Genomic DNA, 12,729 nt, shown 5'->3' with positions numbered 1-12,729 from the left:
CTAATTAACTTATAAGGAAAGATGTATGAAAGCACCTATGACAAGTCTGTTACTTTTTGGTAGTAGTTTTGGTTTTGCTGAGTTACAAATATCTGAAGTTCTTTACGATACTCCTGGCACTGATTCATCAGAAGAGTGGGTTGAAATATTTAATCCAGGTTGTGATGTGGTAGACCTTTCTAGCTATCAATTAAAAGATAATGGCTCTACTTATAGTTTGTCAGGAACATTAGCGGCAAATACCTATTTAACCCTTGCAAGAAGCTCATCTGGTTTTGAAGCCTTGTATGGCTTTGCTCCAGATGCATCTGACTTAACTCTCTCTCTTGGTAATTCTGGTGATTATCTTGAGCTATATAATGCCAACACCCTGGTCGACTTAGTTGCTTGGGAAGGAAAGGTCTCAGGCTGGGATTTATCAGCAAAATATGTCTCTTTATATCGTACTAATATTTCCTCTAGTACGAGTGAGTCCGATTGGGCAACAAGTTCAATAGATACTCCATCTACTGGTAATTTGAGTCAAGATTGTAGTGGTAATAATGGTTCTGGTGAAGGTGTTTCTTATAGTGGTGATTATTATGATTCAGTTACTAACCTTTCTGGTGCAAGCCTAAAGGCCGCCTTACAAGATTTGCTGGAGGTCAATCATACTAAACTTAGCTATAGCGAAGTATGGGATGCCTTGCAATATACAGATGAAGATCCAGATAACACCAGTAATGTGATTTTACTTTATACAAGAAGAAGCCATGATAAGAGTGATAGGGATGGTCAAACTGGATTTGATAATCAAAGCTGGAATAGAGAGCATGTGTGGCCAAAATCTCTTGGTTTTGCGTCTACTTCACAATATGGCTATACGGATATTCACCATATAAGACCGGCGGATAAAACCGTCAATAGCTCGCGTTCGAACAAAGACTATGATGAGGGCGGAAGTGCACAAGGAGAGGCTGCTGATACTTATGCTACCAGTGAAAGTTTTGAACCTATGGATGATATCAAAGGAGATGTTGCCCGTATGATCTTTTATATGGATGTGAGATACGATGGGTCTGACGGTAACATGAGTGATTTATACCTTGTGAATAACACCAGTTCAGAAACAGGTGATTCTTTCTTTGGTGTGATCTGTACCTTATATACCTGGCACCAAGAAGATGCTGTTGATGCAAATGAAATGAGGCGTAATGATCGTATTCAAGAGTGGCAAGGCAATCGAAACCCTTTGATTGATCATCCTGAATGGGTGGCTGAGTTTTACTCAGGTCAGTGTGGCTAAATAATTCTCGTTTTAAATTAAGGCTAATAAGGATGTTGGCCCTAATTTTAATGGAATTCATTAGATTAATAAAAATGTAACTTATTGTTTTTATGAAGGTATATGTAAATCAATGTCTATCTGTCAATATATCTTTTGTGCTACTCATCTGATATCTTACTTAGTTAACAATTAAAAACATCTTATTTATAACGAGTTAGCATTTTTAAATTTAGAAAAATGTGACAATTTATATTAAATGATGAAGTAGTGATGTCATTATCCTACTTTTGAATGAGGTGTTATCTGTGTTAACTATTCATATAAGGGCATTATGATGAGTAAGGATGTAGCATTAAATGAGCATCTCTATTATACAGAAGAGAATCTAGACAATATCCTTGAAAACCTCGACATTGTTCGTCGACAAATATTCCCTAATCTAGACCCTGAAAGCGAAATAAACGACCAAAATTTTCCCTCTGTTTGTTTGATCGGATTGGGGCGTTGTGGCTCAAATATCGCACTGGATGTGGCGACGCTTGTTTATAATGCTCGTAGTAACTACATGGCTGATTTGGAGTTGCAAGACAAGGCAAGCTCCGAAGGTGAGTTCAGGCCTATGCGCTGGATCCAAAAACATCTGCCGATTGAGATCAAGGGCGAGCCTAGGCCGGTTTTCCTCATTGAACCTGTGGTGATGCTAGGTGACCTTGATAAAGACATCGAAGGGCGTATTCGTTTTTCTTCGCAAAATGGTCGTAGTAATTTCCTAGATGAATACAAAAAACTGCAAATCATGGACTTATCTGAAGTGCATGCAGGGGGTGCGGGTAATGCCCCCATCCTAGGTCAATATCTGGCTAAAATTATTCTTAATAAAGACACCAACAGTTTTAATAATTCGGCTTGGCGTCATATGCACTCTTATTTGGTTGATTCGTGTGGTATTAAAGCCAATCAATCACGCTTGTACTTTTATATTTTCAGTGCTGGTGGGGGGACAGGGTCTGGTATGGCTTCCGAGTTTGGATTGGCCCAGCAGTACTCTTATATGAGTAAAACCTTCGACTATCACTCAGCGCAAAGTAAGGTTTTAGATAAACGTCATAGCTTTGTGTTTGAGCCTATTTTTACCTCTGGTATTTGTATCTTGCCAAATATTTCAGGTGACAAGATCGAAGTCTCCGAAGCACTCCATATCAATGCGGGTCGTTTGCTTTGTAAATACTTATCGGAAGAGTGGGATTTCTCATATAACGTAGAAAGGGAAGATCATGATCACCCTAGCAATGTGATGCAGCGTATACGTCCTTGGAACTCCATGATGTTAATTTCTAATGACATTATGCGATATGCAGAAGAGAACGATGGGGCTGAATCAGACATTGATGTAAATACCATGGAGAAATATGCGAACCAGTATATCTCTCAGCAAATCTTTAATATCTTGACCGCTCAAGCTGTCACCACAGATTATGATGAAGATTACTTCCGTCGTGCGGGTGTGGATATTGCTGAAACCATACGCCTTGATGCCAATGATTTGTTTATGAGTTTGGCGGGCCCCGTTGCAATTGCTTACGCTGAAAGTGTGGTCACAAGTAGTACTAAAGAAAATATCGACATCGATGATTTATTCTGTCGATCGATTGATTTACCCCACTTTAATCAAGATACATCTGCGATCGAAGGGATCAGTATTTTACCGATTGAGTCATCTAGCTATAGTGAAGCGCTGAAAAATTATCGTGAATCTGGCTATGATACTAACAGTTTAAATCACTTACATTTCTTCAAAAACTGTTCTTCAGTTGTTTCGATTATTTCTTTGCCAAAGGATTATAAACTGTCTTTTACTGCATTGAATCGTTTGAAATTACATCTTAATAGTTTATTCCCGAATACAACATTGAAGCGTTATGCGCTAGTGATTGGTGCATCTGCCAACTTATCATTAACAACTCTGGTTGCTAAGAGTCCTTGCTTGAGTGATGACTTTTTAACCTTGATGGTTGCCTATGTTAAACGATGCTTTGCCCGTGACGAGTATCGCTTTAGTGATGAAGTGGATAAAGCGATTTTAAACTTTATTACGACTGAAGAGTTTAATGAAGAAGAAGTGGATCGTTACTTTAATACCCATGAGAATCCTGCGAAAATTTTGGATACGAATTGGTACGCGATTAAGCCTATGTACGAGAAAAAATATCGTGAATTAATCGACGATCAAGAGAAGTTTGTCTCTATCAATGATATTCGTCTCGATGTTGAAAACGTGAAAAAATCGATTAAATATTTACGTGAAATATATCGTCATAGGGTGAGTAAAACCAACGTACTGTCTCTTAATTTTTAATGGTTTAAAGAGGCTAGTGCACAAAAAAGGACGCCATCGCGTCCTTTTTTGTGCACGGGTTTTAACTTTATAAGGCTTAATCAAATAATGGTCTGCTGGATAAGCCGTTTTGGTCAATGCTGCCAATATGATTTGGACAGACATGTTGCCAGCCTTTCGTGCTGTGCTCAGAAGGTTCGGAGGCAAGCACTAGATGGCCATCAAACAGCTTATAATATAGGCTTGCAGGTTGGTCATCATTTGAATAGCGGATGGCTGTCAGTTCTTCACCGTCAGAGATAACCGCAGTTAAACGAAAGGCTTCTGTGATGCCTTTGTCTCGCATAATGGCTTCAATTTGTTTAATGGTGGTTTTAACTGATTTCTCTAAATCGTGTTCCAATCCGTTGGCAATCAATAATAAGAAGATCAATTCAGAATCAGTGGCGCCTTTGCGATGGCTGTATAGGTGCTCTGGTATCAAACGGTCTAAATGCCAGCGTATAGCTTCATAATCCCCAATTTGACCATTATGCATAAAAAGCCAGTTCTTATAGGCAAAAGGGTGGCAGTTGGAGCGGTTTGTGGCGGTTCCTGTGGACGCTCTTACATGGGCAAAAAAGAGTTTGCTCTTTATGTGAGCGCTCAAGCTTTTAAGGTTGCAGTCACTCCAAGCTGGCATGATCTCGTGATATAGGCCGGGTTCGCTGCGCTCATCATACCAACCAAGACCAAAGCCATCTGCATTCACGGTGACTTGAGATTTACGAGCACTTAAGCTTTGATCTATGAGGGAGTGTTCAGAGTCAAATAGCAAGGATTCTAGATATATTTCCTGCCCTTTATAGGCAACCCATCGGCACATTAAGATATCTCCGTTCTATGAGGTGTGAGAGGAAATGGCTCTTTGGGCAAGAGCCATATTGGATTTAGCTGGAGCAGATATTAAATCTTGAAGTATTCGATCTTATCACATAGTTGCTTAGCAAGTTTTGCCACTTTAGCCGCATCATCATTAATAGTGTGAATTGACTCAGTTGATTTCAACGCAATGTCAGCAATATTACTCACGTTTTGATTGACTTCAGAGGTTACGTTTGCCTGTTCTTCAGCGGTCGCTGAAATTCGATCATTCATATCACGAATTTTAGACACTGAGCCGTTGATACTCTGCAATGATGCTTCTTCTTCTTTTACTATTTCAACCACATCGGTCGAAATAGAGTGGCTAGACTTCATCGCTTGTACCGCCAAATTGGTACCGGATTGTAGCTTGCTAATCATCTGCTCAATTTGCTGTGTTGCATCTTGCGTATTTTGCGCCAAGGTTCTCACTTCGTCAGCAACAACCGCAAAACCTCGTCCTTGTTCACCGGCTCTCGCTGCTTCAATTGCAGCATTAAGGGCGAGTAGGTTGGTTTGTTCTGCTATGCCTAAAATGACATTCAAAATTTGAGTGATATTATTTGTGTCTTCTTCTAACTTATTAATCGTTTGCGCAGCGCCATTAATTTCAGTCGCTAAGTTTTCAATTGAGTTAATGGTGCCCAATACGATTTTATGGCCTTCATCCGCTGCCACTGCAGCGTCCTGAGCTGCTGCACTGGCATCCGATGTGGATTCCGACACATGCATAGCGGTTGATTGAATCTCATTGATTGCTTGAGAGATAAGGCCTGTTTCAGATTGTTGCTCTTCAACCATTTTTGACGAGTTACGTGTTTCTTCGTTTAGGTTGTCAGCGGCTTCTGTTAGCAAATGGCTTGAAACAGATACATCATTTAATATACTGCTTAGTTGCGTTACTAGGGTGTCCATGGCAACTTCAAGTTGACCAATTTCATCACGTTTGGCTTCTGAACGTTTGCTTGAACTGGCTTGTGTTAAATTGCCGGCTGCAATTTCTTTAGCACGATTTACTGCCCCTTGAAGGGCGTTTGAAATATTGCCTACCATTAATAGACTAATGATGATGCCAATACTAATAGCAACAAGTGCCACGATAGAGGATGTGATTACGTTCTGTTCAAGGTTTTGATTTTGACTTGTATTTACCTTGGCCACATAGGCATCTATCTTAGCAATGATTTCTTCCATATCAGCATTAATGTCATCAAGGCTGACTTTTGCGGCTTTACGTGCCTTATTGGCTTGCATGGTTTTAAGTTTTGTCCACCAGCCATAGGTCGTACTACTGGCGTCTAAAAAGGCTACTTGATCTTCCTTTAATGATTCAATAAGGATAAAAAGTTCATCGAGCTCTACATTCTTGGGCATTACATTTAATGTGTCTGTCACATCTACCAAGCTTTGTTCAAGTTCACTGGTAAAGCCTTTAAATGCCTCTTCAGACTCAGTGATTTGTTCAACCCCATAACCACTTAAAGATTTTGCGATAGAGACCTGAAAGTAACCGCGCTCAAATTCAACTGATTGCTTTAGTAATAATTGTCGGCTCTTTTCGAGATTTTTTATAAGCGCAAGGCTATGGGTGGATAGGGTGTTGAGTTCTTGTGCGACTTTTTTGCTTGAGTAGGCTGAATTGATGCTTAGGGCAATAATAAGCACTGAGAAGAGTGCGACGAGAGACAAGGTTTTCGTTTTTACTGATAAATCGAGCATAGTAGTGAGTACCCAAACATTTAATTATTCATCCATGCTTTTTAGTGGAATTCTAGCCCAGAGCATCCTGCTGTACGGTACTATAATTACAATCAATTACACTGGTTAATTTGAAGTTTACAGTTAATTAGCAAAAAGAAAAGGCAATTTATGGTTAAAAGTGCATAAATATTTCACTTAATGATAATTAATTCTTATTCATTAATTTAAGTTTAGTTCAGATTCAAAGTGAGTCTAACCTCAGTAAATACCTGACCTAAAAGTCAGTTTAGTATCTCGCTTTATGAATTAACATCAATAAACACTAGCAAGATACTTGCCGCACTTGGTAATGATAAGGTGGTGATTGCTAGTAGGGGAAAAAGCTAGGTGGAAAATAGGGAGGTAAATGAAGTGTTAAAACTGAATAATGTAAACAGCTTTAACACTTAATAACGAAGTGAGAAGTCTTTAGCTAGATGAAAGCCTCTAGCTCATGGGTTTAGAATTGATGATGACCTTGTCTTGATTCACTTCGAAGAAAAAGCAATTGCGTCGATTGGTATGACAAGCAGGCCCTTTTTGATCGACCTTTAATAGTATGCAGTCGCCATCACAATCAAAAGACATAGAAACAAGTGATTGCCTATGACCTGAGCTTTCTCCCTTGCGCCAATAAGTTTGGCGTGAACGAGACCAATAACAAACTTGACCCGTTTCTAAGGTTTCCAGGATAGATTTCTCATTCATATAAGCCAGCATGAGTACTTCGCCAGTATCATGTTGTTGTGCAATGGCAGCTATTAAGCCGGCATCATCTTTTTTCAAATGACTTAATATTTCTTTTAGCCCTAACTCAGTACCTTGAGGAAGGGTTTCAAACGTCTTCAAACTCATAAACTTACAACCTTATTTGAAATGGCGCCTTTACCTATGCCTTCATAGGCATGGACTTCAATATTACGACCTGGATTCTCGTTGGCTAATGTATCTGTGATATGGCTCGACAAGGATTCAACCGTTGTATCCGTATGTATCATGTAGGTTTGTTTGCTGCTAATAATTAACTCAAAATGGCCCTGTTGGCTTTCATAAGCAAAGTGATGAAAGTGATGTCCTTTTTCACTAATAATGCCGATCAAGTCTTCTTCAGTGCCAATATAAATATCATGCCAGCGTTTGGCCCAATCTTGCTCAAGCTCAAGGGATTTTACCCCGTCTTTAAAGATATCTATGGTTGATCTATGTCCATGAGCAATGCGCTGGCAGTTACCATCATGTTTTTTAAGGCCATGACTGTACTGATATTGTGCACCTTGTATAGCTTCAGGTGTAAAAGTGATGCTTACTTGGGCAAGGTCAGCAGGCAAGATGGCCATGATTTGATCTTCGCACCAAGAGGCAACCGCTTCTGGTGTGACTTCTTCAAGGGGCAGAATACAAAAAGCTTGCTTTGGCGCAGCGCAATAAAAATGATTTTCACCCCCTTTATCAAACTCAAACACGTGCTTAGCATCGTCCTTAGTATCCATACTTACTGATGCATTTTGGTGAGGAATGGCCAAGCAATGGTCTATATTCTCGTCTAGCCATTTTTTAATCAGCTTTTTAACAATGCTAAAATCACACACCATACTCTCGTCATTGAGATTACCTTCAAGCACCACATCCGTATGCCAGCTTTCACCTAATAGGCCACGGCCAGTATCAAATAGAGAAAAGTCTACGTGGGTTAGGTTTTTAACGAAAAGCTTCAAAGGTAACTCCTAATAGGAAGTTGGCTAGGCCGAACATATAAATGAGATGAATTTAAAGGCGCTATTTTACGCAATATAAGCCGCTATATCTAATACTTACTGTAGGTACGGTTAGAAAATATCCGTATATTTTTATATCCAATCTAATGTGTGTCTATAAAGCGCTTAAAATCCTGTCAGCTGCTCATGCTAGATAGGGTTTGGTTATCGTCATTGCTAATAGTCTGCTGAACAAAAAGGGCAACTTATTGTTTTAAAAGGAAAGTGATTAAAATATAAACAAGCTTTAAGTATTTGAAAAATAGTATAAAAGACAGTTGCCAAATTGAATTAGCTAGGTATAATTCGCTCCAAGGTTTAGCAGAGACCTCCTCAATGGTACTTCTGCTGGTCCTCTCGCAACATGAAGTCGTTAATCTGGTCAGGTCCGGAAGGAAGCAGCCACAGCGATGGAGTTGTGTGCCGAGATGCGGCTGGTGGAAGTGCCTCCAATATCTATACGTCATGCCTTTCTTGTTATTACCAACTATTTAAACTCATATATGCTATAAAACAGTATGTTTATGTACTGCTAACATCTAATTGTTAGTTTATGGCGTGCAAAATAGCCGTTGACCTAGTTGATTCCATTATCAAAATGATAGTCCTTATATTCTCTGGGGAGATCTGACGCATTTTATTGTTAAATTGTCTGAGTTCGGCCTATTCAATTCTTATAACAATGTCTTGGTTTATAACAAATTACAGCCCTTATTTTTCTAGGATCCTTATGAAAAAAACCTTTGTACTATCTCACACCAAAATTGCTTATCCACGTTTGATCGAAGCCGCCAAAGGGGATGTTAAAAAATACTTAAAACGCGAGCGTAATAAAACATTGCCTGATTGGGCTGATTATTGGGGTTTTGATTGCCGATTTGGTCAAACTGAAGAAACTGCTGAAGTCATACGTACTGCTAAAATTAATGAAAGTATTAGTTATGCAGAAAGCCAAGCTTGGACTTCTTTTTATTTAGAAATTTTAGCCGTACCTGCCGAGTGAGTGGTGCATACTCAAGAAGACGGTGAGCTGGATGATAGTGAATCATTTGCTGAAGAAGAGTAAATATAGTCACTAAGTTGCGATTTCTTTTTAAAGGCCTTGTTGTTAAAACGACAAGGCTTTTTTTATGGAAGTCATGCCAAATTGTATAGAGAGCTAATAACTATTTTTTCATGAGTAAAAAGCATAAAGGTATTAGGTGCATGAGGTTTAAGGCCCTGAGGTTTCAATAGGCCTAAATTCGGGGGTAATAAACTTGTTTTTTTGTAAGGCTAGCCTGTGCTATTGCTTAGGTCAGTTACACTAACTGTCATCTATGTTACTTACGAAACATTTACTATTAATATGCATTGCCTATACTGAATTAAGTTCATTTTAGCGTCTTTTTATCTATCTATGACTTATTCATTAAGAGAATGAATTATTGATGAGACTACTTATAAATCAAATCTCACATGCTATACAACTTTGTGCAATTTGCGTTAAAAACCTTGTGTTGGTTACTTTTATTTCTTTATTTTCTTTAGGGGCCTCTTCTTCTGAGTCAGAAACCATTGTCTTTGGTTCAAATGAAAAGCTGGTGGAACAATATGTTGCTCAATATGTTATTGAAAATATATATGATTCCATCGGTCTTAAGTTGCAAGTTGTGCCGCTTCCTCCTTCTAGGGCTAAGAAGGCAAACTTGAAAAGAAGGATTGATGGAGAAATAGCTAGAATCACACCTTACGGAAATGATAAGCCGAGTCTTATTAGAATTGAGCCTAGCTATTACTATCTAGAAACCGCTGCGTATTGTTTGAAAGACTCAACGTTTGAGATAACAAAGGCTGAAGACCTCAAAGGTTTGAGTGTGGCCAGCATTCGTGGTGTTGCTCACTCAGATGCTGCTACAGCAAACTTAAAAAAGGTGTATAAGTTAGATTCGGCCATGCAGTTATTTCAATTTTTAAAATTTAAACGGGCTGATGTGGTAATTGATACTGAAATCAACGGCAGAAGACTTTTACAAAAAGATCAATATCGTTCATTTATAAAAAGATGTGGTGTGTTTAAACGGTTTGAACTCTTTAATTATATCAATGAAAATAGAGCGGAAATACGCCACAAAGTATCAAATGAAATTAGAGCGCTTCAAGCCTCAGGTAAATTAAACGAGCTGATTAAAGAGGCTGAAAAGAAGGCTTTGTTACTTGGACCAGAACATTTTTAAGTTAATCATTTTAGTACTATTCAGCTATTTTTTTATTTCAAGGCCCCGCTATTATGCGGGGCTTTTTCTTTCTTGGGCTTTCTAGTTTCATGAATGTTGAACCGGATGGAATATTTCAATTTATTTCATAAAACGTTATAAATGTAATCAATTCTTTAACTTATATTAATAATTGGCACTCAAAATGAACAATGAACACCTTAAGCTCTTTATCCGTGTCGCTGCGACAAACAATATCAGTTTGGCGGGTAGCGAGCTTGGTTTATCGCCGCCTGTCGCAAGTATGCATATTAATAAGCTAGAAGAGTCTTTGGGGGTCAAGTTAATTCACCGTACGACACGCAAGGTGTCATTGACGGAGGAGGGGCGTGAGTTTTTACCCCATGCAGAAGATGTAATTAATGCGGTAAATAGCGCCAAAGCCTCTGTTGGTGCAGGTAGTTTTACGCCACAGGGCACTATTCGAGTCACAGTTGCTTCGTCATTTGGTCGGATGCATGTGGTGCCTGCTTTAAAAGCCTTTTTAGCGTTAAATCCACAACTTAAGGTTGACCTTAGGCAAAGCGATAGCATAGTGGACATGGTTGAAGGGGGCTTCGATGTCGCTATCAGAAACGCATCCTTAAATGATTCGAGTCTTGTTGCTAGAAAGCTGGCAGCCGATCGACGCATTATATGTGCATCACCTGAATATATTCATGAATATGGCGAGCCTAAAACGCCAGAAGCATTGCTAGCGCATAATTGCATTAATTTAATTGGGATTGATTATTGGGACTTTAAAACACCACAAGGCAATGTGAGGATCAAACCAAAAGGTTCAATGAGAAGTGATAATGGGGAATCCACAAGAGACACCTGTATCGATGGAATGGGAATCACAATCTCATCTGTATGGTGTGCTTATCAAGCACTAGAGGAAGGTAAGCTAGTGCAAGTGTTAAAGGATTATCCACTGGCGTCGGATACCGCAATCTGGGCCGTCTATCCAAGCTCTAGGCTATTGGCTCCTAAAGTAAGGGCCTTTATTGATTTTTTTGTCGATTATTATGGTGATCTTCCTTATTGGGAAAGGTAAGCCTTGATGTGTTCAGTTGTTAATCTTTCGGTTGATAATATAAATCAGGTTTTATTATCAATATAAAGTGAATACTGTCTCGTCATTTGTGTTATTTATCAACAATACTCAATGTAATGAATTTATCTCCTATAAGAGCTAGCTAAGTTAGCTCACTTTGTATTTGGAGAGAATGAGATGAGTAAAACCGCTACTTTTAACTTAAATGAGACATCTAGCCGGCTAGTGGAAGCACGAGAATTAGCTAGGCCATCACGCCAAGAAATGCTCAGTCGATCACCCTTGGTTGAACGTTTTTGGAATCAAAATCGAAACCTGCTCAGTGAAGCATGGAAAGAGTGGGAGCGATTAAATAAAGATAAACTGCCCGTGCTTGATGATTCAGTCATTGATGAAAAATTACGTAATGCGGTTAACCAAGCTTGGGCAGACCCGACGACTGAATCAAATGTCAGCGACTTATGGGAAGAAGTGGCACCAGGAGTTTATCTGGCTCAGTTTTTTGATAAGAAAAATGTTGCTATCTTAAGAGGGTTTTTAGAAGAGATTGCAAATGCAGATATCCCATTAAGGCCACCCTATGGCATCTCGCTTAACCGCTATGGCGCTATGCTTGACCCACGTTCAGATGGCTATTTAGCGGCACCAGAATTTCAAGCCTTTTATGATCAGTTACTTGATAAATACATGAGACCTGTCGCACGTTTATTGTTTCCAGAAGTGATGGGGTATGACAGTCAAACTTTTGGTTTTTCAATAAAGTGGCAAGCAGGTATGGACACATCGCTTCGGTTACACACTGATGCGTCAGCTGTGACGATGAATATTAATATGAACTTAGAAGGTGAAGCCTTTACAGGTTCTGAGGTGGATTTTCATGACCCAAGTACAGGTAAATTGAATCGTCTATCGTTTGAGCCAGGAACCGCCATGATCCACCGTGGCAATGTGGCACATGCCGCATTACCTATTACAAGCGGTGAGCGTTCTAATATGGTGCTTTGGTTGTATGGAAATGGCATGCAGCTCCCACACTTCACTGCAAAGACCCATGTCGTTGACGCTGCTAAACGTTGGACAACACCCACTGAGAAAAAAGATAGCTATGCTCCGTTCTAGTTAGCTCAGTTCAAAGTGTTAATTTAAAAAGCAGCTTTATAACCATAAAGCTGCTTTTTTGTTTTTAAAAATGCTTTCTTTAAAGCAATGAGATCAAAACGCACACTCATTTATCCGTACAATATTGTGTTAACTCGATGTAGAAGGCTAGATTTAAGCTTATTAAAAACTTAAATAGGGTATGGGTTAGAAACTAGTTTCCCCAGATGTTAGATAGATCTTAAAGAGGGTTAGATTCTGAAGAGTCGTTTGACGTTTCATTCGGGGAAATAGTTGATAATGATGTGATTATGTTTAGATAATCACATCACTGAATC

General features: G+C 39.2%; 10 protein-coding genes and 1 other RNA gene. 7 read left to right on the top strand and 4 right to left on the bottom strand.

Features of this window, described 5'->3' with window-relative positions:
* Nucleotides 1-25: 25 nt before the first annotated feature.
* The gene (locus tag MED121_RS16815; protein ID WP_009834941.1) at nt 26-1,285 is read left to right on the top strand and encodes an endonuclease; all 1,260 of its coding nucleotides are present in this window, start codon (nt 26-28) and stop codon (nt 1,283-1,285) included.
* A gap of 316 nt (nt 1,286-1,601) precedes the next feature.
* Nucleotides 1,602-3,623, top strand: a complete 2,022-nt coding sequence (locus MED121_RS16810; protein WP_036180960.1) for a hypothetical protein — start codon at nt 1,602-1,604, stop codon at nt 3,621-3,623.
* 76 nt (nt 3,624-3,699) lie between these two features.
* On the opposite strand, the gene MED121_RS16805 is transcribed toward MED121_RS16810, so the two are convergent.
* The 4 genes from MED121_RS16805 to MED121_RS16790 all read right to left on the bottom strand — a co-directional run bounded on the left by MED121_RS16805 (nt 3,700) and on the right by MED121_RS16790 (nt 7,960).
* Entirely contained in the window at nt 3,700-4,467 is a 768-nt protein-coding gene (locus MED121_RS16805; RefSeq protein ID WP_009834939.1) for a class II glutamine amidotransferase, read from the bottom strand.
* A gap of 80 nt (nt 4,468-4,547) precedes the next feature.
* Nucleotides 4,548-6,224, bottom strand: coding sequence for a methyl-accepting chemotaxis protein (locus tag MED121_RS16800; protein ID WP_009834938.1), 1,677 nt, complete (start codon nt 6,222-6,224; stop codon nt 4,548-4,550).
* Nucleotides 6,225-6,692: 468 nt separating this feature from the next.
* The gene (gene hisI, locus MED121_RS16795; RefSeq protein WP_009834937.1) at nt 6,693-7,100 is read right to left on the bottom strand and encodes a phosphoribosyl-AMP cyclohydrolase; all 408 of its coding nucleotides are present in this window, start codon (nt 7,098-7,100) and stop codon (nt 6,693-6,695) included.
* A complete protein-coding gene (locus MED121_RS16790; RefSeq protein WP_009834936.1) occupies nt 7,097-7,960 on the bottom strand; it encodes a 6-carboxytetrahydropterin synthase in 864 nt (287 codons plus the stop codon). Before MED121_RS16790 ends, hisI begins: the two co-directional genes overlap by 4 nt.
* Before the next feature lie 385 nt (nt 7,961-8,345).
* Here MED121_RS16790 and ffs point away from each other — a divergent pair.
* The 5 genes from ffs (at nt 8,346) to MED121_RS16770 (ending at nt 12,412) form a co-directional block, all read left to right on the top strand.
* Nucleotides 8,346-8,442: signal recognition particle sRNA small type (gene ffs, locus MED121_RS24105), an RNA gene on the top strand.
* A 287-nt stretch (nt 8,443-8,729) separates the two neighbouring features.
* Complete coding sequence (locus MED121_RS16785) at nt 8,730-9,002, top strand: DUF6172 family protein (protein ID WP_009834935.1); 273 nt, start codon at nt 8,730-8,732, stop codon at nt 9,000-9,002.
* A 427-nt stretch (nt 9,003-9,429) separates the two neighbouring features.
* Nucleotides 9,430-10,215, top strand: a complete 786-nt coding sequence (locus MED121_RS16780) for a transporter substrate-binding domain-containing protein (RefSeq protein ID WP_009834933.1) — start codon at nt 9,430-9,432, stop codon at nt 10,213-10,215.
* Between the two features lie 184 nt (nt 10,216-10,399).
* A complete protein-coding gene (locus MED121_RS16775) occupies nt 10,400-11,293 on the top strand; it encodes a LysR family transcriptional regulator (protein WP_009834932.1) in 894 nt (297 codons plus the stop codon).
* A gap of 177 nt (nt 11,294-11,470) precedes the next feature.
* On the top strand, nt 11,471-12,412 hold the full coding sequence (locus MED121_RS16770) for a 2OG-Fe(II) oxygenase (RefSeq protein WP_009834931.1): 942 nt from the start codon (nt 11,471-11,473) through the stop codon (nt 12,410-12,412).
* Nucleotides 12,413-12,729: the final 317 nt, after the last annotated feature.

Source organism: Marinomonas sp. MED121, from assembly GCF_000153025.1.
Taxonomy (GTDB): Bacteria; Pseudomonadota; Gammaproteobacteria; order Pseudomonadales; family Marinomonadaceae; genus Marinomonas.
Note: the sequence above shows the minus strand (reverse complement) of the source record. Positions and strands in the feature narration are given on the sequence as shown.

What these genes read in the sequence shown, in the direction of transcription:
- MED121_RS16805 (WP_009834939.1), bottom strand. Translation starts at nt 4,467, where the DNA reads ATGTGCCGATGGGTTGCCTATAAAGGGCAGGAAATATATCTAGAATCC.
- hisI (WP_009834937.1), bottom strand. Translation starts at nt 7,100, where the DNA reads ATGAGTTTGAAGACGTTTGAAACCCTTCCTCAAGGTACTGAGTTAGGG.
- MED121_RS16785 (WP_009834935.1), top strand. Translation starts at nt 8,730, where the DNA reads ATGAAAAAAACCTTTGTACTATCTCACACCAAAATTGCTTATCCACGT.
- MED121_RS16810 (WP_036180960.1), top strand. Translation starts at nt 1,602, where the DNA reads ATGAGTAAGGATGTAGCATTAAATGAGCATCTCTATTATACAGAAGAG.
- MED121_RS16800 (WP_009834938.1), bottom strand. Translation starts at nt 6,224, where the DNA reads ATGCTCGATTTATCAGTAAAAACGAAAACCTTGTCTCTCGTCGCACTC.
- MED121_RS16780 (WP_009834933.1), top strand. Translation starts at nt 9,430, where the DNA reads ATGAGACTACTTATAAATCAAATCTCACATGCTATACAACTTTGTGCA.
- MED121_RS16770 (WP_009834931.1), top strand. Translation starts at nt 11,471, where the DNA reads ATGAGTAAAACCGCTACTTTTAACTTAAATGAGACATCTAGCCGGCTA.
- MED121_RS16815 (WP_009834941.1), top strand. Translation starts at nt 26, where the DNA reads ATGAAAGCACCTATGACAAGTCTGTTACTTTTTGGTAGTAGTTTTGGT.
- MED121_RS16775 (WP_009834932.1), top strand. Translation starts at nt 10,400, where the DNA reads ATGAACAATGAACACCTTAAGCTCTTTATCCGTGTCGCTGCGACAAAC.